At 65.5% G+C, this 25,920-nt stretch carries 24 protein-coding genes and 3 pseudogenes; 18 read left to right on the top strand and 9 right to left on the bottom strand.

Features of this window, described 5'->3' with window-relative positions:
• Positions 1 to 101 precede the first annotated feature (101 nt).
• Positions 102 to 920: a shikimate 5-dehydrogenase gene (locus tag BLV47_RS09840; RefSeq protein ID WP_092312747.1), complete on the bottom strand. Its 819-nt coding sequence runs from the start codon at positions 918 to 920 to the stop codon at positions 102 to 104.
• 254 nt (positions 921 to 1,174) lie between these two features.
• Between BLV47_RS09840 and BLV47_RS09835 the strand changes: the two genes are divergently transcribed.
• Together BLV47_RS09835 and BLV47_RS09830 are read left to right on the top strand one after the other, a co-directional pair.
• Positions 1,175 to 1,534: a hypothetical protein gene (locus tag BLV47_RS09835; RefSeq protein WP_060840205.1), complete on the top strand. Its 360-nt coding sequence runs from the start codon at positions 1,175 to 1,177 to the stop codon at positions 1,532 to 1,534.
• Positions 1,535 to 1,810: 276 nt separating this feature from the next.
• Positions 1,811 to 2,005, top strand: a complete 195-nt coding sequence (locus BLV47_RS09830; RefSeq protein ID WP_016965586.1) for a hypothetical protein — start codon at positions 1,811 to 1,813, stop codon at positions 2,003 to 2,005.
• Positions 2,006 to 2,083: 78 nt separating this feature from the next.
• Here BLV47_RS09830 and BLV47_RS09825 read toward each other — a convergent pair.
• Positions 2,084 to 2,491: pseudogene (locus BLV47_RS09825) on the bottom strand (AI-2E family transporter); the annotation flags it as partial.
• 195 nt (positions 2,492 to 2,686) lie between these two features.
• Between BLV47_RS09825 and trhP the strand changes: the two are divergent.
• On the top strand, positions 2,687 to 4,012 hold the full coding sequence (gene trhP / locus BLV47_RS09820) for a prephenate-dependent tRNA uridine(34) hydroxylase TrhP (protein WP_092312744.1): 1,326 nt from the start codon (positions 2,687 to 2,689) through the stop codon (positions 4,010 to 4,012).
• Positions 4,013 to 4,147: 135 nt separating this feature from the next.
• On the opposite strand, the gene BLV47_RS36970 is transcribed toward trhP, so the two are convergent.
• From BLV47_RS36970 to BLV47_RS09810, 3 genes and pseudogenes are all read right to left on the bottom strand, one after another.
• A complete protein-coding gene (locus BLV47_RS36970; protein ID WP_375136282.1) occupies positions 4,148 to 4,903 on the bottom strand; it encodes a methyl-accepting chemotaxis protein in 756 nt (251 codons plus the stop codon).
• Between the two features lie 102 nt (positions 4,904 to 5,005).
• Positions 5,006 to 5,737 (bottom strand): annotated as a pseudogene (locus tag BLV47_RS36965) (cache domain-containing protein); the annotation flags it as partial.
• A gap of 281 nt (positions 5,738 to 6,018) precedes the next feature.
• On the bottom strand, positions 6,019 to 7,335 hold the full coding sequence (locus tag BLV47_RS09810) for a Na+/H+ antiporter family protein (protein ID WP_167365689.1): 1,317 nt from the start codon (positions 7,333 to 7,335) through the stop codon (positions 6,019 to 6,021).
• 347 nt (positions 7,336 to 7,682) lie between these two features.
• On the opposite strand from BLV47_RS09810, the pseudogene BLV47_RS36960 reads away from it, so the two are divergent.
• Together BLV47_RS36960 and BLV47_RS36955 are read left to right on the top strand one after the other, a co-directional pair.
• A pseudogene (locus BLV47_RS36960) lies at positions 7,683 to 8,972 on the top strand (cache domain-containing protein); the annotation flags it as partial.
• Positions 8,973 to 9,074: 102 nt separating this feature from the next.
• Complete coding sequence (locus BLV47_RS36955; protein ID WP_425272167.1) at positions 9,075 to 9,830, top strand: methyl-accepting chemotaxis protein; 756 nt, start codon at positions 9,075 to 9,077, stop codon at positions 9,828 to 9,830.
• A 171-nt stretch (positions 9,831 to 10,001) separates the two neighbouring features.
• On the opposite strand, the gene BLV47_RS09800 is transcribed toward BLV47_RS36955, so the two are convergent.
• Genes BLV47_RS09800 through BLV47_RS09785 form a run of 4 tightly spaced genes read right to left on the bottom strand, consistent with a single transcriptional unit; the run spans position 10,002 to position 12,614 of the window.
• Positions 10,002 to 11,315, bottom strand: coding sequence for a sensor histidine kinase (locus tag BLV47_RS09800; protein ID WP_092312732.1), 1,314 nt, complete (start codon positions 11,313 to 11,315; stop codon positions 10,002 to 10,004).
• Positions 11,312 to 11,980, bottom strand: coding sequence for a response regulator transcription factor (locus BLV47_RS09795; protein ID WP_092312729.1), 669 nt, complete (start codon positions 11,978 to 11,980; stop codon positions 11,312 to 11,314). Before BLV47_RS09795 ends, BLV47_RS09800 begins: the two co-directional genes overlap by 4 nt.
• On the bottom strand, positions 11,980 to 12,294 hold the full coding sequence (locus tag BLV47_RS09790) for a PepSY domain-containing protein (RefSeq protein WP_092312726.1): 315 nt from the start codon (positions 12,292 to 12,294) through the stop codon (positions 11,980 to 11,982). Before BLV47_RS09790 ends, BLV47_RS09795 begins: the two co-directional genes overlap by 1 nt.
• Positions 12,294 to 12,614 (bottom strand): PepSY domain-containing protein, encoded by a 321-nt coding sequence (locus tag BLV47_RS09785; RefSeq protein WP_092312723.1) that lies wholly within the window; start codon positions 12,612 to 12,614, stop codon positions 12,294 to 12,296. The genes BLV47_RS09790 and BLV47_RS09785 overlap by 1 nt, the downstream gene beginning before the upstream one ends.
• Before the next feature lie 162 nt (positions 12,615 to 12,776).
• On the opposite strand from BLV47_RS09785, the gene BLV47_RS09780 reads away from it, so the two are divergent.
• The 13 genes from BLV47_RS09780 (at position 12,777) to codA (ending at position 25,909) form a co-directional block, all read left to right on the top strand.
• Positions 12,777 to 13,856 (top strand): patatin-like phospholipase domain-containing protein, encoded by a 1,080-nt coding sequence (locus BLV47_RS09780; RefSeq protein WP_092312719.1) that lies wholly within the window; start codon positions 12,777 to 12,779, stop codon positions 13,854 to 13,856.
• Positions 13,857 to 13,985: 129 nt separating this feature from the next.
• Positions 13,986 to 14,342, top strand: a complete 357-nt coding sequence (gene queD / locus BLV47_RS09775; protein ID WP_092312716.1) for a 6-carboxytetrahydropterin synthase QueD — start codon at positions 13,986 to 13,988, stop codon at positions 14,340 to 14,342.
• A 138-nt stretch (positions 14,343 to 14,480) separates the two neighbouring features.
• Positions 14,481 to 14,987 carry a nucleoside 2-deoxyribosyltransferase gene (locus BLV47_RS09770; RefSeq protein WP_092312713.1) on the top strand — a complete coding sequence of 169 codons (507 nt, stop codon included), beginning with the start codon at positions 14,481 to 14,483 and terminating at the stop codon, positions 14,985 to 14,987.
• A 141-nt stretch (positions 14,988 to 15,128) separates the two neighbouring features.
• Positions 15,129 to 15,989 carry a MurR/RpiR family transcriptional regulator gene (locus BLV47_RS09765; RefSeq protein WP_092312710.1) on the top strand — a complete coding sequence of 287 codons (861 nt, stop codon included), beginning with the start codon at positions 15,129 to 15,131 and terminating at the stop codon, positions 15,987 to 15,989.
• 32 nt (positions 15,990 to 16,021) lie between these two features.
• The gene (ddpX, locus tag BLV47_RS09760; RefSeq protein WP_092312707.1) at positions 16,022 to 16,579 is read left to right on the top strand and encodes a D-alanyl-D-alanine dipeptidase; all 558 of its coding nucleotides are present in this window, start codon (positions 16,022 to 16,024) and stop codon (positions 16,577 to 16,579) included.
• 149 nt (positions 16,580 to 16,728) lie between these two features.
• A complete protein-coding gene (locus tag BLV47_RS09755) occupies positions 16,729 to 18,303 on the top strand; it encodes an ABC transporter substrate-binding protein (RefSeq protein WP_092312704.1) in 1,575 nt (524 codons plus the stop codon).
• 118 nt (positions 18,304 to 18,421) lie between these two features.
• Complete coding sequence (locus tag BLV47_RS09750; RefSeq protein ID WP_092312701.1) at positions 18,422 to 19,438, top strand: ABC transporter permease; 1,017 nt, start codon at positions 18,422 to 18,424, stop codon at positions 19,436 to 19,438.
• Position 19,439: 1 nt separating this feature from the next.
• Entirely contained in the window at positions 19,440 to 20,336 is an 897-nt protein-coding gene (ddpC, locus tag BLV47_RS09745) for a D,D-dipeptide ABC transporter permease (protein ID WP_092312699.1), read from the top strand.
• Entirely contained in the window at positions 20,333 to 21,328 is a 996-nt protein-coding gene (locus BLV47_RS09740; RefSeq protein WP_092312696.1) for an ABC transporter ATP-binding protein, read from the top strand. Before ddpC ends, BLV47_RS09740 begins: the two co-directional genes overlap by 4 nt.
• Complete coding sequence (locus BLV47_RS09735; protein ID WP_092312693.1) at positions 21,325 to 22,296, top strand: ABC transporter ATP-binding protein; 972 nt, start codon at positions 21,325 to 21,327, stop codon at positions 22,294 to 22,296. Before BLV47_RS09740 ends, BLV47_RS09735 begins: the two co-directional genes overlap by 4 nt.
• A gap of 101 nt (positions 22,297 to 22,397) precedes the next feature.
• Positions 22,398 to 23,021: an NUDIX hydrolase gene (locus BLV47_RS09730; RefSeq protein ID WP_092312690.1), complete on the top strand. Its 624-nt coding sequence runs from the start codon at positions 22,398 to 22,400 to the stop codon at positions 23,019 to 23,021.
• 178 nt (positions 23,022 to 23,199) lie between these two features.
• Positions 23,200 to 24,471 (top strand): cytosine permease, encoded by a 1,272-nt coding sequence (gene codB / locus BLV47_RS09725; RefSeq protein ID WP_092312687.1) that lies wholly within the window; start codon positions 23,200 to 23,202, stop codon positions 24,469 to 24,471.
• Between the two features lie 181 nt (positions 24,472 to 24,652).
• Positions 24,653 to 25,909, top strand: a complete 1,257-nt coding sequence (codA, locus tag BLV47_RS09720) for a cytosine deaminase (protein WP_092312684.1) — start codon at positions 24,653 to 24,655, stop codon at positions 25,907 to 25,909.
• The last annotated feature ends 11 nt before the right edge of the window (positions 25,910 to 25,920 follow it).

Raw genomic sequence — 25,920 nt, 5'->3', positions numbered from 1 at the left:
AAGCTGCGATTGCCCTCCAAAAACGGCGCGGCACCCTTGCGGGCGCCGAAGGCCGTCAGGACCCGATCACAGCCTGCGGCAGCGGCTACAGGGTTTCGGTTTCAGGCCCGGGCGAAGGCCACGGCCTTCTGGAACTGCTCCTCGCTCGGGCGCACCCCGGTATACAGCACGAACTGCTCCAGAGCCTGGATGGCAATCACTTCCAGGCCGGTGATGACCGGCTTGCCCTCGGCCTGGGCCCGCAGGATCAACGGCGTCTGCGGCGGCACCGCCACCACATCGAACACCCTGTCCGCCGCCGCGATCGCCTCGGCGTCGAACGCCAGTTGCTGCGCTTCAGGCCCGCCGCTCATGCCGATCGGGGTCACGTTGATCAGCATCTGCGGCCGCAGGCTGCCCAACTCGGCCTGCCACTCATAGCCCAGGGAACTGGCCAGAGCACGCCCGGCCACTTCGTTGCGGGCCACGATTACCCCGCGGGCATATCCGCCATCACGCAAGGCACTGGCCACAGCCTTGGCCATGCCGCCGCTGCCGCGCAGGGCGAAGGTCGACTCCCGGGGCACGGCGTGTTCGGCCAGCAAGCGAGCCACGGCGATGTAATCAGTGTTGTAGGCCTTCAGATGGCCGTCGGTATTGACGATGGTATTGATCGAGGCAATCGCACGGGCCGAGGCATCCAGCTCATCCACCAGGGCGATGCAGTCTTCCTTGAACGGCATGGACACGCCGCAGCCACGAATACCCAACGCGCGAATCCCTCGCACCGCGCCGGGCAGGTCCCGGCTGCTGAAAGCCTTGTAATAGAAGTTGAGCCCCAACTGCTCATACAGGTGATTGTGAAAGCGCAGGCCGAAATTCCCCGGACGCCCGGACAGCGACATGCACAGCTGGGTGTCTTTGTCGGGATTCATTTGCATGTTCATCTCCTTGCTGGGCACTTTCGGATAGACGGGATTGGTCAGCCAAGCCCTTGTGCCCGATCATATCGCCGCGGGTTCACAGGCCTCTTCGGCGCCCAGGGATGACGGTAAAGAGGCCGGTACAGACCTTACACAATATTTACTCAGCGGCTGTGCAGATTTTGCAGAAACCGCTGTCTTAGAAGTATCCCCGCGTCAGTTCTTGAGTCTGGTGCAGACCATGAACGCGGAGGTTGAACCGAGGAACAACCATGATTTCCAAAATCCCCAAGATAGCCTTGCTCATTGGCGCACTCGCTGTTGCAGGCCAGGCATCCGCCCACGGCGGTGGCTGGGCCGGGCCCGCCGCATTGGGTGCTGTTGTCGGCGCAGCCGTAGTGGGTTCGGTGATCGCCAACCAGGATCGTCCGGTCTATGTGCAGCAGGCGCCGGTGTATGTCCAGCCGCAACCGGTGTACGCCGCGCCACCGCCGCCGGTCTACTACCAGCCGGCCCCGGTCTATGTACAGCAACCGGTCTACTACCGCCCGGCACCGGTGTACTACGGCCCGCCCCGCGGCTACTACGGCCACCCTCATTACTACTACGGCCCGGGTCCCGGCCGCTGGTAACACAGCACTGAAACAACCACAGGCCCCGCCCATCCAGCGGGGCTTGTTGCATTTTGCCATCACCCAAATGTCTGAATAGCTCAGCATCATGTCGCGATTGGAACAGTATTTGCCTGAAAATCCGGCAATAGTGTGCCCATCCCAGCGACGCGTCGGGCGACATGGGACTGTCACGCATGTGTCATTCAGGGACTGCAAGATCAATCGGGTCCGCTCGCCCCGCGCCTGTCATAGCAGCCCCGCCACAACAGGCCCATAACAACAAGGACGAACCCCATGCCCACGCAAAACCCGCACCGCGTCGAAGGCCTCTGCACCTCCAGCCGGGTGTACGACGCCCTGACCGAACTCAAGCATCTGGAAGGCCATCGCAGCGCCAAGTTCCTTTCGCTGCTGACCCAGAACCTGGTGCGCAAGGGCCTGCTCAACGAGCAGGAAGTGCTGCACATGCTCGATCAGGTGGTGGACTGAAGCGTCCATGCCGGTAGCACCGGTAGCAATCTCCGACAACGCAATAGGTGATGTTTCGTAGCACCGGGCCATCCAGTACTAGGGCAATCGCACCCGATGCCGGGTTTCGCCGAACAGCGCCCAGCTCGACATGAACAATGCAGCGATCAACGGCCCGATGACAAAACCGTTGAGGCCGAAAACCGCCAGCCCGCCCAGGGTCGAGATCAGGATCAGGTAATCCGGCATCCGCGTGTCCTTGCCCACCAGGATCGGGCGCAGCAGGTTGTCCACCAGACCGATCACCAGCACCCCGAACAGCACCAGCAGCACCCCTTGCCAGATCGCGCCGCTGACCAGGAAATACACCGCCACCGGCCCCCAGACAATCCCCGCCCCCACCGCCGGCAACAGCGACAGAAAGGCCATCAGCACCGCCCAGAACAGCGCCCCGTAGAACGGCAGCAGGATCCAGATGAACGCCACCGTCACCAGGGCCAGCAACAGCAGCAGGCTTTTGTTTTGCAGGGTGTTTTGATTCATGTCCGATCCAGGTCAGCCGACGCCCGATCGCGGCGTCCTGGGGGTTAGTCCGCAGCCGCGAGGCCGAGTGCGTTTTTTCTGCGCCAGACATAGACCCAGATCAATGAATGCCCCGGCGCACTGGCTTACCCTCGCGACCTTTTGCGACCGACAAGCCCCATGACGCTCCTCGCCAAACCCGAACTCCTGGCCCCCGCCGGCACCCTGAAGAACATGCGCTACGCCTTCGCCTACGGCGCCGATGCGGTGTACGCCGGCCAGCCGCGCTACAGCCTGCGGGTACGCAACAACGAATTCGACCACGCCAACCTGGCCCTTGGCATTCGCGAGGCCCAGGCCCAAGGCAAGCGTTTCTACGTGGTGGTCAACATCGCCCCGCACAATGCCAAGCTCAAGACCTTCCTCAAGGACCTGCAACCGGTCATCGACATGGCCCCGGATGCGCTGATCATGTCCGACCCGGGCCTGATCATGCTGGTGCGCCGGCACTTCCCGCACATGCCGATCCACCTCTCGGTGCAGGCCAACACGGTGAACTGGGCCAGCGTCGAGTTCTGGCAGCAACAGGGGCTGACCCGGATCATCCTGTCCCGGGAGCTGTCGCTCGAAGAGATCGAGGAAATCCGCCAGCAAGTACCGGCCATGGAGCTGGAAGTCTTCGTCCACGGCGCGCTGTGCATGGCCTACTCCGGACGCTGCCTGCTCTCGGGCTACATGAACAAGCGCGACGCCAACCAGGGCACCTGCACCAACGCCTGCCGCTGGAAATACAAGGCTGAAGAGGCCACCGAGAACGACCTCGGGGAAATCGTCCAGACCTTCCAGCCAGAGCCGACCCTGGGCCTGGGCGCACCCACCGAGCAAGTGTTCCTGCTGCAGGAAGCCAATCGCCCGGACGAACTGATGCCGGCCTTCGAGGACGAGCACGGCACCTACATCATGAACGCCAAGGACCTGCGGGCGGTGCAGCATGTGGAGCGCCTGACCCGCATGGGCGTGCACTCGCTGAAGATCGAAGGCCGGACCAAGTCGCACTTCTACTGCGCGCGCACCACCCAGGTGTACCGCCGGGCCATCGACGACGCGGCGGCCGGACGCGAGTTCGACCGCAGCCTGATGAACGACCTGGAATCCCTGGCCCAGCGCGGCTACACCGAAGGCTTCCTGCGCCGCCATGTGCATGACGAATACCAGAACTACCAGAACGGCAGCTCGGTGTCGGAGCGCCAGCAGTTCGTCGGCGAACTCACCGGCGAGCGCCGTGACCGCCTGGCCGAAGTCAAGGTCAAGAACCGATTCACCGTGGGCGATCACATGGAGCTGATGACCCCCAAGGGCAACTTCCACTTCGATCTGCACGAACTGCAAAACGCCAAGGGCCAAGCCATCGAAGTCGCCCCCGGTGACGGTCACACCGTGTACCTGCCGATTCCGGATCAGGTCGACCTGCGCTTCGCCCTGCTGATGCGCGACATCAGCGCCTGACCCGGCGCAAGGACAACGCGTTGTAGCCACGACTGCGCGTGAGCGTGCAGCGGTCGCGCTGCCTGGCCCGCCAGGCAAGGCCATTCGGGCCCTTTCCGGGCCTTGCCGGCTCGGCAGCGGCTATCGCAAGGTCCCTCAGATACGGAACTGCCCCACCAGCCGACCCAGGCGCTGGCCCAGGTCCGCCAGGCTGCGGGACGTCTGGGCCCCGCGCTGGGTTTCATCGGCGACGCTGTCCACCGCCACGGCGATCTGGTGCACGCTGCGGTTGATCTCCTCGGCCACCGCGGTCTGCTCCTCGGCGGCGCTGGCAATCTGCGCGTTCATCGAATTGATGGTGCCGATCAGCTGGGCCATGGTGTCCAGCGAAGCCCCGGCTTCGTTGGCCTTCACCGAGGTGCCGTCGCCGGCGTCGCTGGAGCGGCGCATGGCGTCCACCGCCACCCGGGTGCCCTGCTGCAGACGGTCGATCATGCCCTGGATTTCCTGGGTGCTCTGCTGGGTCCGGCTGGCCAGGGCGCGGACTTCGTCGGCGACCACGGCAAAACCGCGCCCGGCCTCCCCGGCCCGGGCCGCTTCGATGGCGGCGTTGAGCGCCAGCAAGTTGGTCTGCTCGGCAATCGAGCGGATCACGTCCAGCACGCTGACAATCGACGACACGTCCTGCTGCAGGCTGTCCAGGGAGGTGCCGCTGTTGCGGATATCGCTGACCAGGGAATGGATCTGCTGGATGCTGCCATCGACCACACGCTTGGCCGCCTGGCCTTCTTCATCGGTCTGCTGCGCGGCCACCGCCGCGCCCTGGGCACTGCGCGCCACTTCCTGGGCCGCGGAAGACATTTCATTGATCGCCGTGGCCACCTGATCGGTCTCGTGGCGCTGACGCTCCATGGCCTGCTCGGAGCGGTGCGCCTGATCCGAGACCTGGGTCACCAGCTCGGTGAGCTGCCCGGTCATCTCGGTGATCTGCCGCACCAGGCTGTGGATCTTGTCGACAAAGCGGTTGAACGAACCGGCCAACTGCCCCAGTTCGTCCTGGCTGGTGATCGCCAGGCGGCGGGTCAGGTCGCCTTCGCCGGCGGCGATGTCATCCAGATTGGCCTTCATCAGGTTCAGCGGCCGCAGCATGGTGTTGGCCACCAGCAGCCCCAGGCCCGCGATCACCAGCAGCACCACCGCGGCGATCCCGAGAATGCTCAGGACCATGCCTTCCATGCGCTGGTTGACGCTGTTCTCCACCGCCGCCACCTGGGCGTCGATGCCGTCGAGGTTGACCGAGGTGCCCAGCACCATGTCCCACTTGGGCAGGTATTCGGTGTAGCCCAGCTTGGGCACCAGCACATCGCTGCCCGGCTGGGTCGAGCTGTATTGCACGTAGTGACTGCCGTCCTTGCCGACCCGCACCAGTTCGCGGTTGACGTAGACCCCATTGGGGTCGCGGTTGTCCTTGAAGCTCTTGCCCACGCCGTCGGCGCTATTGCCCTTGAACAGGCGCACAGTCTCGGAGTCGTAGCCGAAGAAGTAGCCGTCCTTGCCATAGGTGATGTTCGACAGCAGCTTGAGCACCTCGGCCCGAGCCGCCTGATCCCCGGGAGCTGCCGCGTCGTACAGCGGCTTGACCGTGTTCAAGGCTACTTCGACATAGCTTTGCAGCGTGGCCTTGGCCTCGCCCAACAGGCGCTGACGGGTTTCCTCGACTTCTTTCTGGGCCTGCTGACGCAGCATGAATACCGTGCTCAGGCTGATCACCAGCGCAAACAACAGTACCGGGAGGACTGCCAGGGACAGGACTTTGGCCTTCAGGCTCAAGCGCATAGGGGGGCTCACTCTGTTTTTTATTGGCGTGATAACCGCGTTAGCGGCACGCCAAAACAAAAGTTGAGCCTGAACCCGCAGGAGCCGGCTTGCCGGCGAAGAGGCCCTTGAGCCTTGCACCGACCTTGTCGACGCCTTCGCTGGCAAGCCATCTCCTACAACACCCCCCGGCTTCTAGGAGAGCGAAATAATCAGAGGACCATGGCCGCCACCCAGCCGAAGGCCAGCAGCGGCAGGTTGTAGTGCAGGAAGGTCGGGACCACGGTGTCCCAGATATGGTGGTGCTGGCCATCGATGTTCAGGCCCGAGGTCGGCCCAAGGGTCGAGTCCGAGGCCGGCGAGCCCGCATCCCCCAGCGCCCCGGCGGTGCCGACGATGCAGACGATCGCCAGCGGACTGAAGCCCAGTTGCACGCACAGCGGTACAAAGATCGCCGCAAGGATCGGCACCGTGGAAAACGACGAGCCGATGCCCATGGTCACCAGCAGCCCCACCAGCAGCATCAGCAAGGCGCCCACGCCCTTGCTGTGGCCGATCCACGCCGCCGAGGCCTGGACCAGGGAATTGACCTCGCCGGTGGCCTTCATCACTTCGGCAAAGCCCGAGGCGGCAATCATGATGAAGCCGATCATGGCCATCATCTTCATGCCTTCGGTGAACAGCTCGTCAGTCTCGCGCCAGCGCACGATGCCCGACGCCGAGAAAATCAGAAACCCGCACAAAGCACCGATAATCATCGAGTCCAGCAGCAACTGGATCACGAAGGCTGCGACAATCGCCAAGCCCGCCACCAGCAGGGTCCGCGGGTTGTACTGCACCGCCACCTGCTCGACCTTCTCGATCCGCTCCAGGTCATACACGCGCTTCTTGCGGTAGCTGACAAAGGCCAGCAGCAAGCCGCAGAGCATGCCCAGGGCCGGAATGCCCATGGCGTGGGTGACATTCACCTGGCTGATGTCCACCCCGCTGCGGGCCACGTTGGCCAGGAGGATCTCGTTGAGGAAGATATTGCCGAAGCCCACCGGCAGGAACATGTAGGGGGTGATCAGGCCGAAGGTGATGACGCAGGCGATCAGCCGCCGGTCCAGCTGCAACTTGGTCAGCACATACAGCAGCGGCGGCACCAGCAGCGGAATGAAGGCAATGTGGATCGGCAGGATGTTCTGCGAGGCAATCGCCACCACCCACAGCAGGCCGATCAGCAGCCATTTGACCTGACCGCCGCCCTGAGCGTCCTGGCGATCCACCAGCACCAGGATCTTGTCCGCCAGGGCGTGGGCCAGGCCGGATTTGGCGATGGCCACGGCGAACGCGCCGAGCAAGGCGTAGGACATGGCCACGGTAGCGCCACCGCCCAGGCCACTGTTGAACGCCTTGAGCGTGGCCTCGATGCCCAGGCCGCCGGTCAGGCCGCCCACCAGCGCGCCAACGATCAGGGCGATCACTACATGCACGCGGGACAGGCTGAGCACCAGCATCACGCCAACCGCGGCAATTACTGCGTTAATCATCGTTACCTCATTACTGCGCCGGCAAAAATGGCGCAAAAGCCTGTGACCGACCGGAAGGCAGCGGGCTGCCGACATCGAAATGAAAGTGGGTCTTATTAGAGGGCGCGCACTTTGCAGCAGCGCAACCGGCTTGTCAAAACCCCGCCCCCGCCCCTGTAGGAGCGAGCTTGCTCGCGAAGCCCCCAAGACCGAGCCCGTACCCGTGACCAGGGAGCTTGCTCGCGTCGGGCAGCACAGCAGCCCCAGCGCCTCGCGGTTTATTTTCGAACAAGCGTTTAAAGAACACCGTTCGTCGGCCGTTACAGTGCGATGTCTCAGATATTTATCGAATAAAGGACGCCTCCATGCCACTCAGACAACTCTCCATCCAATGGAAGATCACCTTGCTGGCCGGACTCTGCCTGTTGGGCATCGTCTCGCTGTTGGTGGGGCTTTCGCTGTATCGCATGGAGCACAGCTCCGAGCTGGTCAAGGCGTCGAGCATGGAGATGCTCAACGAAGCCGCCCAGGCGCGGATCGAGGCCCAGGGCGAAGTCCAGGCGCTGGGCATTCGCCAGCAGTTCATGGACGCCTACCAATATGGCCACGGTTTTTCGCGCCAGGTGCTGTTCCTGCGGGAACAGGCCGAGAAGCGTTTTCTCGACGCCTTCGACCTGCGCGAGGACCTGACCCGCCAGGTCAAGTCGGCGCTGCAGGCCAACCCCGACCTGCTGGGCCTGTCCCTGGTGTTCGAAGCCAACGCCCTGGATGGCAAGGACGAACTGTTCAGCGGCCAGGGCGAGCTGGGCAGCAATGAAAAGGGCCGCTTCGCCCTGTACTGGTCCCAGCCCACCCCGGGCCAGCTGACCGCCATGGCGCTGCCGGAAAGCGACATGAGCGACACCCGCACCGGCCCCAGCGGCCAGCCGGCCAACGCCTGGTTCACCTGTCCGCGCAGCACTCTCAAGCCCTGCGTGATCGAACCCTACTTCTATGACATCGCCGGCCAGAAGGTGCTGATGACCAGCATCGTCTTCCCGCTGCTGGTCAACGGCAAAGTCATCGCCTCGCTGTCGGTGGACATCAACCTCAACAGCCTGCAGGCCATCAGCCGCAACGCCAGCCAGAAGCTCTACGCCGGCCAGACCAACGTCAGCATCCTGAGCCCGGTGGGCCTGCTGGCCGGCTACAGCCCGGACGCCAGCAAGCTCAGCCAGCGCCTGGACAGCGTCGACAGCCTCAACGGCGCCGAGCTGATTCGCCAATTGGCCGGCAGCACCCAGACCCACAGCCTGCACAGCAACCATGAACTCAAGGTGCTCGCCCCCTTCACCCCGATCCCCGGTGGCAAACCCTGGGGCGTGTTGCTGGACGTGCCGGAAAAGGTCCTGGTGGGTCCGGCCGAAGCCCTGAAAAACCAGCTCGACGCCGGCAACCGCAGCGGCAGCCTGATCGAACTCGGCCTGGGCCTGCTGGCCGCGGTGATCGGCCTGCTGCTGGTGTGGCTGATGGCCCGCAGCGTGACCCGGCCGATCCTCGGCGTGGCCCACATGCTCGAAGACATCGCCAGCGGTGAAGGCGACCTGACCCGGCGCCTGGCCTACGACAAGCAGGACGAGCTGGGCCAGCTGGCCGGCTGGTTCAACCGTTTCCTCGACAAGCTGCAGCCGATCATTGCCGAAGTGAAACGCTCGGTGCAGGACGCCCGCGGCACCGCCGACCAGTCATCGGCCATCGCCACCCAGACCAGCGCCGGCATGGAACAGCAGTATCGCCAGGTGGATCAGGTGGCGACCGCGTCCCACGAAATGAGCGCCACCGCCCAGGACGTCGCCCGCAGCGCGGCCCAGGCCGCCCAGGCGGCGCGGGATGCCGACCAGGCCACGCAACAGGGCCTGAGCGTGATCGACCGCACCACCCGCAGCATCGACCAGTTGGCCGCCGACATGAGCGCCGCCATGACCCAGGTCGAAGGCCTGGCCGCCAACAGCGAACAGATCGGCACGGTACTGGAAGTGATCCGCTCGATTGCCGAGCAGACCAACCTGCTGGCGTTGAACGCCGCCATCGAAGCGGCCCGGGCCGGGGAAGCCGGGCGCGGCTTCGCGGTGGTGGCCGACGAAGTGCGCAACCTGGCCCAGCGCACCCAGGAATCGGTAGAGGAAACCCGCCAGGTGATCGAGCAACTGCAAACCGGCACCCGGGACGTGGTGGGCTCCATGAACAGCAGCCATCGCCAGGCCCAGGGCAGCGTCGAACAAGTGGGCCAGGCCGTGACCGCCCTGCGCCAGATCGGCGACGCGGTGACGGTGATCAGCGACATGAACCTGCAGATCGCCAGCGCTGCCGAACAGCAGAGCGCAGTGGCCGAGGAGATCAACAGCAACGTGGCGACCATTCGCGACGTCACCGAATCGCTGTCGGAACAGGCCAATGAATCGGCGCGGGTCAGCCAGTCCCTCAACAGCCTGGCCAACCAGCAACAGAGCCTGATGGACCAGTTCCGCGCCTGACCCTGTAGCCCTTGAGGACGCCAAAGGCCCCCATGGGCCTTTGCGCAGCTTCGCACCCTCAGCAGCGCCTGCAGGGCCAATGCCGATCCGAGAGGGGGGTAGCCGCAACAGCCCACAGGGACGCAAAGATCCACCGGCTGCCAGCGCTCGCCGGTCGATCGCCCGGCGCGCTCAGCGCCTGGGCAGCTCGATCTCCACCCGCAAGCCACCCCACTCGCTTTGCCCCAGGCTCAGGCGGCCGCCACAGGCATCGACGATGTCGCGCACGATGCCCAGGCCCAAGCCATGGCCATCGGTCCGTTCATCCAGCCGGGCGCCACGACCGAGCACCTCTGCCCGCCGTGCTTCGGGAATACCCGGGCCGTCGTCCTCCACCCGCAGGCAAAAGCCCTGCGGCCGCTCCTCGACGCTCAGGCGCACCTGGGCATCGGCCCATTTGCAGGCGTTGTCCAGCAGGTTGCCCAAGAGCTCCAGCAGGTCTTCCCGGTCCCAGGGCAGGCGCAGCCCCGATGGCGCCTGGTAGCTCAGGTCCAGGTGCTCGCCATGGATCATGTTCAAGGTCGCCAGCAAGCCCGGCAGTTCGGCATCGCATTCGAACAGCACCCCGGGCAATGCATCCCCCGCCAGCCGCGCGCGGTTGAGTTCGCGATTGAGGCGTTGCTGCACTTGCTGCAATTGCTCCAGCAGCACCTTGCGCACCTCGGGGTGGTCATCGAGCCTGGGCCCCGAAGCCAGGCTCAGGAGTACCGCCAGCGGGGTTTTCAAGGCGTGGCCCAGGTTGCCCAGGGCATTGCGCGAGCGGTTCAGGCTGTCTTCGGTGTGGGCCAGCAAATGGTTGATCTGCGCCACCAAGGGCTCCAGTTCCAGCGGCACCCGGGCATCGAGTTGCGAGCGCTGGCCCTGTTGCAACTGGGCGATCTGCTCGCGGGCGATTTCCAGGGGACGCAGGGCCCGGCGCACGGTCATGCGCTGCAGCAGCAGGATCAGCAGCAACCCCGCCAGCCCCAGGCCAAGACCGACCTGACGCATGCGCTGGAAGCTCTCGCGCACCGGGGTGTAGTCCTGGGCCACGCTGATGGAAATGGACTGGCCCAGACGCTTGTAGTCGCTGCGCAACACCAGCAGTTGCTGGCCCTCGGGCCCCAGTTGCAGGTCGCTTTGCAGGCCGGCGCGCGGCAACTGCGGCAGCTCCTGGTCCCACAGGGAGCGGGAACGCCAGTGCACGTCGGCAAAATCGATCCGGAAGTAATGCCCGGAAAAGGGCCGCTGATAGGCCGGCGACAGGCGCCGCTCGTCCAGCTGCAAGCCTTGCGGGCCGCGCACCAGGGCCAGCAGCAGGCTCTCGCTGTCTTCCCGCAGCCCGGCCTCCAGATAACGCTGCAGGCCCACTTCAAACAGCCACAGGCTGGTCTGGGCCAGCACCAGGCCAACCACCAGCATCACCGTGATCAGTCCCAGGCTCAGACGCCGCTGGATCGACCTCACGAAGCACTTGCGCCGAACAGATAGCCCTGGCCGCGGCGGGTTTCGATCACTTCGCGGCCGAGCTTGCGTCGCAAGTGGTTGACGTGGACTTCGAGCACATTGGAGTCGCGCTCGGTTTCACCGTCGTAGAGGTGTTCGGCCAGGTGGCTTTTGGACAGGATCTGCTGCGGGTGCAGCATGAAATAGCGCAGCAGGCGGAACTCGGCAGCGGTCAGCAGCACGTCCTGGCCATCGCGGACCACGCACTGGCGGCCCTCGTCCAGGTGCAGCCCGGCGGCCTGCAGGGTCTGCTGGTTGGCCTGGCCGTGGGAGCGCCGCAGCAGGGCCTGGACCCGCAGGTGCAGTTCCTCGGGATGAAAGGGCTTGCTCAGGTAATCGTCGGCGCCGGCCTTGAGCCCCTCGATCCGCTCGGCCCAGGAACCGCGGGCGGTGAGCACCAGCACCGGGGTTGCCAGCCCGTCCGCGCGCCACTGGCGCAACACGTCCAGGCCCGGGACCCCGGGCAGGCCGAGGTCGAGAATGATCAGGTCGTAGGGTTCGCTGGCGCCCTGGTACAGCGCGTCGCGGCCGTCGGCCAGCCAGTCCACGGCGTAGCCCTGGAGCTTCAGGCCTTCAAGCAGCTCATCGGCCAGGGATACGTGATCTTCCACCACAAGCAGGCGCATCAGTCGTCTTCCTCGTCTTTCAACAGGCGCCCAGTGGCGGCGTCCAGGTCCAGCTCGCGGACCACACCGTCCACGGTCAGCAGCTCGACCTCATAGATGTACAGGTCATGCTTCTCTTCCAGCTCGGCTTCCAACAGCCGGGCCCCGGGGTAGCGGTCCAGGGCCTGTTTGAGCAACTGTTCCAGGGGCAGGATCACCCCCTGCTGGCGCAGGCGCAGGGCCTCGTCCTGGTCCAGGTCGCGGGCCTGAGCCAGGGAGCAGAGCAGCAGCGCCAGGGCGGCACAGCTGCCGGCGGTGCGCAGAGTGCGGTTCATTAGGTGTCCTGATGATCCTTGAGTACCTGGCCGCTCACCGCGTCCAGTTCCAGGTCCCATTCCAGCCCCTGCGGGTCGCGCAGCTCAACCTGGTAGATGTACTTGCCGTACTCCTCTTCCAACTCGGTTTCGCTGATGCTCGCCCCAGGATGCCGGGACAGGGCCGTGGCATTGAGTTTTTCAAAGGACACAATGGTACCAGCGTCGCGCAGCCGCAGGGCTTCGTCGGGGCCCAGGTCGCGGGCGTGGGCCAGGCTGGCGACCAGGCCGGTGCTCAGGGCAATCAGGCTGGCGCTGAACAGCGCGGTCAGGGTTTTCATGGCGGTTCTCCAAGGTCAGGGGCCAAAAAGCCGATGCCGCAGACGATACCCAAGGCAACTTAATTGAAACTGAATCGCCATCATGGGCCTGACAGAACTTTCACTCGGCCCCCGACGCCCGGGTTCTCTATACTCGGCGGCTGATTCAAGAGTGAGCCCGGTATGACCGCCATCCATATCAAGTTTCCCGCCCTGACCCTCAAGGCCGGCCCTCGCGCCCTGGCGCGCATCCGCCGCCAAGGCCTGCACGCCGGCGACGTCGGCACCTTGCCGGGCGCCGCCGGCGGCCCCAAGGCCTTGGGCATTCAGGGGCTGGACCTGGCGCTGTTCGGTGAGTGGCTGCCCGCCGCGCCCCGCGAACGCTCGCTGATCGGCGCCTCGGTGGGCTCCTGGCGCTTCGCCAGCGCCTGCTTGCCGGACGCCGCCGAAGGCATCCGCCGCCTGGGCCAGCTGTACAACGCCCAGAGCTTCGCCAAGGGCGTGAGCATGGCGCAGATCAGTCAGAGCTCGCAGCGCATGCTCGACGACCTGCTCGATGGTCGCGATGCGACGATCCTCGACAACCCTCACTACCGCCTCAACATCATGGTGGTCAAAAGCCACGGCCTGCTCGCCGACGACCATCGCGGGCGCCTGGGCCTGGGCCTGTCCTCGGTGATCGCCGACAACCTGCGGGGCCGCGCGCGGCTGGCGCGGCACTTCGAGCGCCTGGTGCTGCACGACCCGCGCCTGGCCCCGCCGCTGCAGGCCCTGGAGGACTTTCCCTCGCGCTTCGTGCCTCTGGATCGCGGCAACCTGCGCCAGGCACTGCTGGCCTCGGGCTCGATCCCCATGGTCATGCAGGGCGTGCGCGAACTGCCCGGCGCCGGCGCCGGCACCTTCCGCGACGGCGGCCTGCTGGACTACCACCTGGACCTGCCCTACAGCGGCAGCGACATCGTGCTCTACCCGCACTTCACCGACCGGGTGATCCCCGGCTGGTTCGACAAGACCCTGCCCTGGCGCCGGGCCAGCCCCGAACGCCTGCGCGACGTCCTGCTGCTGGCGCCGTCGAAGGAGTACCTGGCGCGCCTGCCCTACGGCAAGCTGCCGGACCGCAACGATTTCAAGCGTTTCATGGGCGACGACGCCAGCCGGCAGAAATACTGGCGCAGCGCCATGGACGAAAGCCGGCGCCTGGGCGACGAATTCCTCGAACTGGCGGCGCAGAACCGCCTGGGCGAACGCCTGCAAAGCCTCTAGAAACCCACCGGTGCGGCGGACTGACCCTTTAGTCAGGGTTTTTCCGCAGCCCGGGAGCCAAGCTGATAAACTCGCCGCCTGCCTCAACTCGCCCACGGGCGACGCCACCTGACAGAGCTGACCGACACTGTGGAAATCTTCAAAGAATTTACCTTCGAATCCGCCCATCGCCTGCCCTTCGTGCCTGAAGGCCACAAGTGCGGCCGCCTGCATGGCCACTCGTTCAAGGTGGCGATCCACCTCAGTGGCGAGATCGACGCGCACACCGGCTGGATCCGCGACTTCTCGGAAATCAAGGCGATCTTCAAGCCGCTGTACGAGCGCCTGGACCACAACTACCTGAACGACATCCCCGGCCTGGAAAACCCCACCAGCGAAGTCCTGGCCAAGTGGATCTGGAACGAGCTCAAGCCATTGCTGCCGGAGCTGAGCGCGATCCGCATCCACGAAACCTGCACCAGTGGCTGCATCTATCGCGGCGAATGAGCCGTGCCCTGCCCTGCGCGGCTGGGCTGATGACGCCGAATCAGTGATCGGCCTGGAGCACCGCGTTTAGCGCCTTTGGCGTGGCGCTGCCACCCAGCGGGAGCAAGCTCCCTCGCCACAGAAGAGATCGAGCTGCCCATGAGCCCACGCATCTACCTCGCCGGCTTCGACGTGTTCCGCAGTGATGCCCAGGCCCATGGCGAGTACCTCAAGCGACTGTGCCGCGAACAGGGCCTGCACGGCCTGTTCCCCCTGGATAACCAGGCGCCGCAGCACCTCTCGCCAGAAGCCTGCGCGCAGTGGATCTGCCAGCAGAACCTGGCCATGATCCGCGACTGCGACGCCCTGCTGGCCAACCTCAACGACTTTCGCGGCCTGGAGCCCGACTCCGGCACCGCCTTCGAAGTGGGCGTGGCCATCGCCCTGGGCAAGCCGGTGTGGGCCTACTTCAGCGGCCCCGCGACCCTGCGCCAGCAGGTGTCCCCTGACGCCCAGGGCCGCGATGCCCAGGGGTTTGCGGTGGAAGACTTCAATCTGCCGCGCAACCTGATGCTGGCCTGTTCCTGGAGCGGTCGCAGCCGCACCGTGGAAAGCGCCATCATCGACCTCGGCCAGTGGCTGAGCAGCCCCGCCCCTCCTCGCTGAAAAGCGCCTCCCGCGACACTTCTTGCGGAAAACGACACGGCATCACAAAAGCCTTGTTTTGCCGCGAAGGCCGATGTTATGTTTCTAACACGATCTACAAAAATGAAATTTTAATAACATTATCCGCGAACGCCTGGCGAGATGGTCATGGACAAGAACAGTTTCCAAGTCACCCTGGAACAGCAGTTTGCAAGCCTGACGCCCACCGGCAAGCGCATCGCCACCTACCTGCTGGCCAACCTCCAGCAGTTGCCCTTCGAGACTGCCGACAGCATCGCCCAGCAAGCCGGCACCACGGGGATTTCCGTGGGGCGCTTCCTGCGTTCCCTGGGCTACCGCAACCTGGATGACGTCAAGCAAGGCCTGCGCGGCGATGCCCCGGCCTCCTGGCTGATCACCGATCGGCTCGGTGCGTTTCGCAGCGAAGCCCATCAGGACGATGCCCTGGAGCGCTCGATGCACCGCGAGATCGAGGCCATTCAGTACGTCTACGGCCTGGCCCGCAGCCCGGTGTTCGCCGCCATCGTGCGGCAGATCGTCGAGGCCGACGCGGTGTTCATCATCGGTATCCAGTCGACCCGGGGCATTCTCAACGCCTTCCACAGCCACCTGGAATACATCCGGCCCAAGGTCTATTACGTCGACGGCCTGTCGGGCATCTACGCGGAAACCCTGAACTCGGGCTTCGCCAAGCCCTACGCGATCATTTCCGACTTTCGCGCCTACTCCGCCATCACCCAGACCTTCTGCGAAGTGGCCAACGCCAACGCCCTGCCCCTGGCCCTGGTCACCGACCTGCAATGCCCCTGGGCCCGGGACTACCCGCTGGACCTGCTGCAACTGAAAACCGATGTCGGCCAGTTCTGGGATTCCCTGGCGCCGCTGACCTGCCTGTTCAACCTGATGGTGTCCGCAGTGGCCGAGGGCTATGGCGAGCGCCTGGATGAGCGCCTGGCGAAAAACCGCAAGCTGCAGGAAGCCTTCGGCCAGTTCGAATCCTGACCTTCAAGCGTGCCCCTAGATGGAGTGAGTGAGTGAACAACAGCCCCCTTGTCGAAATCGACGCCCAGCGCCACCAACTGGAAATCGACCTGGTCTACGCCAGCGCCGACAACCTGGCCGGCCAGGTGATCTACCGCAACGCCCGCTGCCTGCTGCACAAGGACGCCGCGGCCTGCCTGTACAAGGCCAGCCAGCTGGCGCGCATGGCCGGCCTGGGCCTGCGCATCTACGACGCCTATCGCCCGGCCTACGCCCAGCAGCTGCTGTGGCAGGCCCTGCCCGACCCGGACTACGTGCGCGACCCGCGCCTGGGCTCGCATCACACCCGTGGCGTGGCCGTGGACCTGACCCTGGTGGATGAATGCGGCCAGGCGCTGGACATGGGCACCGCCTTTGATGCCATGGAGCCCAAGTCGCACCAGTTCTACCGCGACCTGCCGCCCCAGGTGCAGCGCAATCGCCTGATGCTGCTGGGGATCATGCTCAGCGCCGGTTTCGAGGCGATCCCCACCGAGTGGTGGCACTACGAGCTGCCCAACGCCGAGGACTTCCCCCTGATCCAGGAGCACGACCAGCCCTTCGAACACTGATTTCCCGTTCCCCAGCCGGCCACAACAACAGGCAGCCCACTGCCCCAAGCCGGTCGTACTGCAACACCGCTTCAGCAACAACTGCCCGGTTATAGCTTTTATAAAAAACCTGACGAACTTCCATTAATCGAATGATCAAGGAAACCGGCATGACCCCTAACCGCAATCACCCTGATGTGCGTCTGTCCACCCGTGTCGCCCTGTCGCTGCTGTGCGCCGCCCTGAGCCTGGGCGCCTGGCAAGCGGCCAGCGCCGCCGCGCCCAAGGACACCCTGATGATCGGCAAGGCTGCCGACCCGCAGACCCTCGACCCGGCCGTGACCATCGACAACAACGACTGGGCCGTGACCTACCCGGCCTACCAGAAGCTGGTGACCTACAAGGTCGAGAACGGCAAGGGCAGCACCGAAGTCCAGGGCGACCTGGCCGAGAGCTGGAGCACCTCCGCCGACAACCTGACCTGGGACTTCAAGCTCAAGCCCGGCAATAAATTCGACGACGGCAAACCGGTGGACGCCGCGGCGGTGAAGTTCTCCTTCGAGCGCCTGATGCAGCTCAAGCAAGGCCCGTCCGGAGCCTTCCCGGATGACATGAGCGTGGCGGTGGTCGACCCGCTGACCGTGCGCTTCACCCTGAAGAAGCCCTACGCGCCCTTCCTCTACACCCTGGCCCACAACGGCGGCGGCATCATCAACCCGGACGTGGCCAACAAGGGCGAAGACGTCAACGCCTACCTGTCGACCCACACCGCCGGCTCCGGGGCCTTCCGCCTGAGCAACTGGCAGAAGGGCCAGTCGCTGACGCTGGAGCCCAACAGCTACTACGCCGGGCCCAAGCCGAGCCTGAACAAGGTGGTGATCAAGATCATCAGCGAGGCTTCGGTGCGACGCCTGCAACTGGAGCGCGGCGACCTGGACATCATCGAGGACATGCCCGAAGACCAGCTCGGCACCCTGGCCGGCAAGTCCGGAGTGGTGATCCAGACCTTCCCCTCGCTGCGGGTCAACTACCTGTACCTGAACAACCAGCGCGCGCCCCTGAACAATGTCGAGGCACGTCAGGCGCTGGTCCAGGCCATCGACTACAAAGGCATCGTCGACGGCATCCTCAAGGGCCAGGCCAAGCTGATGAACGGGCCGATCCCCGACGGCATGTGGGCCCACGACCCGAGCCTGCCGCTGATGCAGCAGAACCTCGACGGCGCCAAGGCCAGCCTGGCCAAGGCCCCGCAGAAGATCAGCAATCTGACCTACCTGTACTCGGACAAGGACGCCAACTGGGAATCCATCGGCCTGACCCTGCAAGCTGGCCTGGCGCCCCTGGGGATCAACCTGAAGATGGAAAAGCTGGCCAACGCCACCATGCGTGAACGGGTCGGCAAGGGTGACTACGACGTGGCCATCGGCTCCTGGAGCCCGGACTTCGCCGACCCCTACATGTTCATGAACTTCTGGTTCGACTCTAGCCTGCAGGGCTTGCCGGGCAACCGCTCGTTCTACAGCAACCCCGAGGTCGACAGCCTGATCCGCGAAGCAGCCGCCACCAACGACACCGCCCAGCGCATCGAGCTGTACCAGAAGGCGCAGAAGATCGTCCTCAAGGACAACGTCTACGCCTACCTGTATCAGAAGAACTACAGCCTGCCGATGCGTGATTCGGTGAAGGGCTACGTGTTCCATCCGATGCTGGAACAGGTGTTCAACATCGCTGAAATCAGCAAGTAGGACCGCGCCCGTAGTCCCGGTCGCCGCCCTCTGAACCGGGTCGGCGCCGGGTTGCCGTGTTCCCGGCTGGACGCCGTCGTGCGCCCTGCCGTTCGTCAAGCGTTAACGAGGTTGCCTCATGGCCTTCCTGAATATGTTGCGCAAACGCCTGCTCGGCCTGTTGCTGGTCGTGGTCGGGGTTTCGCTGATTACCTTCACCATCTCGCACCTGATTCCCGGTGACCCGGCGCGGCTGATCGCCGGCGACCGGGCCAGCGATGCCATCGTGCAGAACATCCGCCACCAACTGGGCCTGGACCTGCCGCTGTACCAGCAATATGGGCGCTACATGCTCGACCTGCTGCACGGCGACCTGGGCACCTCGATCCGCACCAGCCGCCCGGTGCTGGAAGACTTGCAGACCTTCTTCCCGGCGACCCTGGAACTGGCCCTGGCGGCGCTGTTGCTGTCGGTGCTGGTGGGGGTGCCGCTGGGGGTGCTGTCGGCGGTCTATCACAACCGCTTTATCGACCAGATCGCCCGTACCCTGGCGGTCACCGGAATTTCCACCCCGGCGTTCTGGCTGGGTCTGGGGCTGATCCTGCTGTTCTACGGCCACCTGGGCTGGCTGCCCGGCAGCGGGCGCCTGGACGAGGGCCTGGAGCCGCCACCGACGATCAGCGGTTTCTACCTGATCGACTCGTTGCTGGCCGGCGACATTCCGCTGTTTTTCAATGCCCTGCAGCACCTGATCCTGCCGGCGGTGACCCTGGGCTTCGTCAACCTCGGAGTGGTGGCGCGGCAGATCCGCTCGGCGATGCTCGACCAGCTCGGCGAGGACTACATCCGCACCGCCCGGGCCTACGGCCTGTCGCGCTGGGCGGTGATCCTGCGCCACGCCCTGCCCAACGCGCTGATTCCTTCGGTGACGGTGCTCGGCCTGACCCTGGGCGACCTGCTGTACGGCGCGGTGCTGACCGAAACCGTGTTCGCCTGGCCGGGCATGGGCGCCTATGTGGTGAAGTCGATCCAGGCCCTGGATTTCCCGGCGGTGATGGGCTTCGCGATTCTGGTGTCGTTCATTTATGTGCTGCTGAACATGGCGATCGACCTGTTGTACCGGGTGATCGACCCGCGCATTGGCGAGGTAAATTGAGATGTCCGCTCCCTTGAACATTCCCCTGCCGGTGCCCGCACAAGCCAATGACTGGCGCGCGCGCCTGGCCTACCTGGGCTACCGCGTGCGGCAGAGCCCGCTGACCATCGCCGGGCTGGGGATGACCCTGCTGGTGCTGCTGTGCATGGCCTTCGCTCCCTGGCTGTCGAGCCATGACCCCAATGCCCTGAACCTGGCCCAGCGCCTGGCCGCCCCCAGCGCCGCCCACTGGTTCGGCACCGACGAAGTCGGCCGCGACCTGTTCAGCCGGGTGCTCCACGGCAGCCGCCAGTCGGTGGGCGTGGGCCTGTTCGTGGCCTTCGCCTCGTGCCTGGCCGGTGGCCTGTTGGGCTGCCTGTCGGGGATCATCGGCGGGCGCTTCGACAGCCTGATCATGCGCCTGATGGACATCATGCTCTCGGTGCCGTCGCTGGTGCTGATCATGGCCCTGGCCGCCGCCCTGGGCCCGAGCCTGTTCAACGCCATGCTGGCGATCACCCTGGTGCGCATTCCGTTCTACGTGCGCCTGGCCCGGGGCCAGGCCCTGAGCATCCGCCAGATGGGCTACGTCAAGGCGGCGCAGACCTACGGCGCCGGGCGCTGGCACATCGTCAGCTGGCACGTGGGGCGCAACGCCATGCCGCCGTTGCTGGTGCAACTGAGCCTGGACATCGGCAGCGCCATCCTCATGGCCTCGGCCCTGGGCTTCATCGGCCTCGGGGCGCAGCAGCCCACCGCCGAATGGGGGGCGATGGTGGCCACCGGGCGCAACTTCATCCTCGACAACTGGTGGTACTCGACCTTTCCCGGGCTGGCGATCCTGTTCACCGCCACCGGTTTCAACCTGCTGGGTGACGGCATCCGTGACCTGCTCGACCCACGGCAACAGGGGAAATGACCATGAGCTCATCCGCCGTTCTCAACATCGATAACCTGAGCCTGGAATTCCCCGCCTACCGCAGCAATGTGCAGGCCCTCAACGGCGTGTCGCTGCACGTCAACCCGGGGGAGATCGTCGGCGTGGTCGGCGAGTCCGGCTCCGGCAAGTCGGTGACCGCCATGCTCAGCCTGCGCCTGCTGCCCGAGCGCAGCTACCGCATTACCTCCGGCAGCCTGTCGCTGCTGGGCCGGGACATGCTCACCACCCCGGAAAAACAGCTGCTGCAGATCCGTGGCCGCGACGCGGCGATGATCTTCCAGGAGCCGATGACCGCCCTCAACCCGACCCGGCGCATCGGCCGGCAGATGCTCGATGTGATCATCCATCACCAGTGCCTGAGCCAGGCTGAGGCATGGGCCAAGGCCATCGACCTGCTGCGCGACATGCACATTGCCGACCCCGAGCAGGTGCTGCAGGCCTACCCCTTCGAGCTGTCCGGCGGCATGCGCCAGCGGGTGATGATCGCCTTGGCGTTCTCCTGCGACCCGCAGTTGCTGATCGCCGACGAACCGACCACCGCCCTGGACGTCACCGTGCAGCGCCAGGTGCTGCTGTTGCTGCGCGAGAAGGCCCGGCAACGGGGCACCGCGGTCCTCTTGATCACCCACGACATGGCGGTGGTCTCGCAGTTCTGCGACCGGGTGTATGTGATGTACACCGGCGCCGTGGTCGAGCAAGGCAGCACCGCCCAGGTCATGCTCGACCCGCAGCATCCCTACACCCGCGGCCTGCTCAGCGGCCTGCCGGAGCAAGTGGCCCCCGGCGCGCCGCTGCTGACCATTCCCGGGCAGGTGCCGAACCTCGCCCACCTGCCCGGCGGCTGCACCTTTCGCGAGCGCTGCCCACAGGCCATGGCGCTGTGTGCCCAACGGCCACCGCTGCATTCGATCAACGCCAGCGAGCAGCGCAAGAGTGCCTGCTGGCTGGCCGCCCCGGAGTCCGCCCAATGACTGCCACCCCCTCGCTAACCGGCAACGCGCCACTGCTACGCCTCAACGACGTGCAGGTGCGTTTCCCCCTGAGCAACGACTGGCTGGGCCGACCCCGGGCCTTCGCCCACGCGCTGAACGGCATCGACCTGGAACTGCGCCCCGGGGAAACCCTGGGCATCGTCGGCGAGTCCGGCTGCGGCAAGAGCACCCTGGCGCAACTGCTGATGGGCCTGGTCAAGCCCAGCAGCGGCGACCTGCGCTGGGCCTACGCCAGCGACCGCGAGCGCCACAGCCACGTGCAGATCGTGTTCCAGGACCCGCAATCGTCCCTCGACCCGCGCCTGCCGATCTGGAAGATCATCACCGAGCCGCTGTTCGCCCTGGGCAACACCCCGGCCGCACAGATGCGCGAGATCGCCGCCAAGGTGGCGCAGCAGGTGGGCATCCGCGGCGAATACCTGGAGCGCTACCCGCACCAGTTCTCCGGCGGCCAGCGCCAGCGCATCGCCATTGCCCGAGCCCTGGCGTCGGATCCGGACATCATCGTTCTCGACGAGCCGACCTCGGCCCTGGACATCTCGGTGCAGGCGCAGATCCTCAACCTACTGGCGGACCTACAACGCAGCCGCGGCCTGACCTTCGTGCTGATCTCCCACAACGTCTCGGTGGTGCGGCACATGGCTGACCGGGTGGCGGTGATGTACCTGGGGCAGATCGTCGAACTGGGCAGCGCCGAGCACGTGCTGGAGCGCCCGCGCCATCCCTACACCCAGCTGCTGCTGGAGGCGGTGCCGCGCCTCGGCGCGCCCCTGGCGGACAGCCAGGTTTCGGCGCCCACCGAACTGCCGGGCAACCGCAAGCTGCCCGGCGGCTGCTTCTTCCTTGACCGCTGCAACCGCCGCGGCCCGGGTTGCGAACGGCCGCAAGCGCTGCTGGGCGATGCAACGCAGCAAGTGCGTTGCCACCTGCAAGACCTCGGGGGGTGATCCCACCGCGTCACGCCGCCGGCCACGGCGTGGCGCTTGCTCCCTGGCCGCCAAGGGCTTAAAACAGGCGCCTTCTCTCTGACGTCGCAGGAACCCCTCTCATGGAAAGCCACTGGCTGACCCACGCCAAACGCCTGCAAGCCATCGCCTCCACCGGCCTGCATTTTTGCAAGGACGTGCACGACCGCGAGCGCTACCAGGAAATCGCCGATATCGCCCACGACATGCTGGCGCAACTGGGCAACGTGCCCCTGGAACGCATCACCGATCTGGTGTCGGACTTCGCCCAGCGCTACTCGACACCGATGGTCGAAGTGCGCGGCGCGCTGATCGAGGACGGCAAGATCCTCCTGGTGCGCGAACAGCACGACGGTCTCTGGGCCCTGCCGGGCGGTTATGCCGATGTCGGCCTGTCGGCCAGCGAGAACGTGATCAAGGAAATCCACGAAGAAGCCGGGCTTGAGGTGGCGGTACGCGCCTTGTACGGCGTCCGGCACAAGGCCAAGGGCCCCTACAAAGCCGACCACCGCGACTTCTACAAGCTGTACTTTCTCTGCGAGCGCCAAGGCGGCCCGGCCCCGGTGGCCGGCAGCGAAGCCACCGACGCCGGTTTCTTCGCCCTCGAGCAATTGCCACCGCTGTCCCTGGGCCGCACCGTGGAACGGGATATCCAGGAAGCCTTCGACTTTCAGCAAGGCAAGACCACCCAGGTGCTGTTCGACTGATCCACAGCGGCGTGACTCAAGATGACGCCGCCTGCACCGCTTTCGTGCCTTTGCAGGCGCTCACCCGTGGCTGAATGCCCGCCATCGTCTATACCTGCCGGGCAGCTCCCCGGTTGTCAGTCCGCTTGGCACGCCGGCTGCAGCAACCGGCTATCACTCAGCGACCAGGGACAGGCCCATGACCCAGCACGAACCCGGCAACGACTACCCCCTGAGCGAAGTTCCGCCGCACGCCCGCAAGGGTCTGGCCTCCATGGCCATGGTGCTGCTGGGCTTCACCTTCTTCACCGCCACCATGTTCGCCGGCGGCAAGCTGGGGGTGGCGTTCGACTTCACCACCCTGCTGCTGGTGATCCTGCTCGGCAACCTGCTGCTGGGGGTGTACGCCGCGAGCCTGGGCTACATCGCCTTCAGGAGCGGGCTGAACACGGTGCTGATGGGGCGCTTCTGCTTCGGTGAGCGGGGCAGCAAGCTCAGCGACCTGATCCTCGGCCTGACTCAGGTCGGCTGGTACGCCTGGGGCACCGCCACCGCCGCGGTGGTGCTGGGCAAGTACTTCCAGCTGGATGCGGGCGCGGTGCTGGGGTTGATGCTGCTGTTCGGCATGGCCTTCTGCGCCACCGCCTATATCGGATATCGCGGCCTGGAGATCCTGTCGTGGATCGCCGTGCCGGCCATGGGGCTGCTGCTGGTGCTGTCGATGGCGGTGGCGACCACCCAGGTCGGCGGTCTCGACGGCCTGCTGGCCCTCACGCCCAGCGCCAGCCTGGACCTGTCCACCGCCCTGACCCTGGTGTTCGGCACCTTTGTCAGCGGCGCGACCCAGGCCACCAACTGGACCCGCTTCTCGCGCTCGGCGCGGGTGGCGGTGAGCGCCAGCCTGATCGGCTTCTGCCTTGGCAATGGCCTGATGGTGCTGATCGGTGCCTACGGCGCCATCGTTTACCAGCAGCCGGACGTGGTCGAAGTGCTGTTGCTGCAAGGTTTTGCCAGCGCCGCCATGGCCATGCTGCTGTTGAACATCTGGAGCACCCAGGACAACACCATCTACAACTTCGCCGTGGCCGGCTGCAACCTGCTGCGCACCGACCGGCGCAAAACCGTGACTCTGGTGGGCGCACTGATCGGCACCCTCTTGGCAATGCTCGGCATGTACGACTTGCTGGTGCCTTATCTGGTGCTGCTGGGCACGGTGATTCCGCCAATTGGCGGGGTGATCATGGCGGATTTCTTCTATCGCTGGCGCGGCCGCTATCCGCGCCTGGCCGACAGCCAGTTGCCAGACTGGAACTGGCCGGGCCTGGCCGCCTACGGCCTGGGCACCCTGGCGGCGTTCTGCTCGCCCTGGGTCGCACCGCTGGTGGGGATCGCCGTCGCCAGCCTGAGTCATGTCCTGTTCAGCGCCTGGCTGGGCGCCCGCTCCGCCGCTGGCGCCGAGGCTCGGAGCTGAACCCGCACCTTGCTCATTCAAGGCGTTCCGGGTCTATCATGGCCCGGTCACGCAACACCCTGTACCTGCCCAGCGGCCTTGTCGCGGCTGGCGCATGGACAGTCCAATGACCGTGGGGCAAGGGCCAGCGCCCGGATCTCACGGCGCAACCACTGATTGCCCGACTCGAGGAATTGCCCCGATGCTGATCACCAACGCCCGCCTGCGCCACCGTGAAGGTCTGCACCAACTGCACCTGGAAAACGGCCGCATCGCCCGCATTGTCCTGCAAGGCCCCGACACCTCTGGCGCCGTCCCGGCCTTCGGCCCCGAGCACCTGGATGCCGGCGGCAACCTGGTGGTGCCGCCCTTCGTCGAACCGCACATTCACCTGGACGCCACCCTCACCGCCGGCGAACCACGCTGGAACATGAGCGGCACCCTGTTCGAAGGCATCGAGTGCTGGGGCGAGCGCAAGGCCAGCATCACCGCCGAAGACACCCGCGCCCGCGCCCACAAGACCATTCGCGCCCTGGCCGCCCACGGCATCCAGCACGTGCGCACCCACGTCGACGTCACCGACCCGGACCTCACCGCCCTCAAAGCCATGCTTGAGGTGCGCGAGCAGACCGGGCACCTGATCGACCTGCAGATCGTCGCCTTCCCCCAGGAAGGCATCGAATCGTTCCGCAACGGCCGCGAGCTGATGGAAGAAGCCATCCGCCTGGGCGCCGACGTGGTGGGCGGCATTCCCCACTTCGAATACACCCGCGACCAGGGCGTGAGTTCGGTGAAGTTCCTCATGGATCTGGCCGAACGCACGGGTTGCCTGGTGGACGTGCACTGCGACGAAACCGACGACCCGCATTCGCGCTTTCTCGAAGTGCTGGCCGAAGAAGCCCGCAGCCGCGACATGGGTTCGCGGGTCAGCGCCAGCCACACCACCGCCATGGGCTCCTATGACAACGCCTACTGCGCCAAGCTGTTCCGCCTGCTGGGGCACTCGGGCATCAGCTTCGTCTCCTGCCCCACCGAAAGCATCCACCTGCAGGGGCGTTTCGACAGCTTCCCGAAACGCCGTGGCGTGACCCGGGTCAACGAGCTGCTGGATGCCGGGATGAACGTCTGTTTCGGCCAGGATTCAATCGTCGATCCCTGGTATCCCCTGGGTAACGGCAACATCCTGCGGGTGCTGGAAGCCGGCCTGCACATCTGCCACATGCTCGGCTACCGCAACCTGCAGAACGCCCTGGACCTGGTCACCGACAACAGCGCCAAGGCCCTGGCCCTGGGCGAGGGTTACGGGATTGAAGAAGGTCGACCGGCAAACCTGCTGATCCTCTCGGCCGACAGCGATTACGAAATGCTCCGCAGCCAGGGCCTGCCGCTGTATTCGATCCGCCACGGCAAGGTGCTGATGCAGCGGCAGATGGCACAGGTGCAACTGGCCGGCGACTGATCGCGGCGATC

This window comes from Pseudomonas saponiphila, from assembly GCF_900105185.1.
Classification (GTDB): domain Bacteria; phylum Pseudomonadota; class Gammaproteobacteria; order Pseudomonadales; family Pseudomonadaceae; genus Aquipseudomonas; species Aquipseudomonas saponiphila.
Note: the sequence above shows the minus strand (reverse complement) of the source record. Positions and strands in the feature narration are given on the sequence as shown.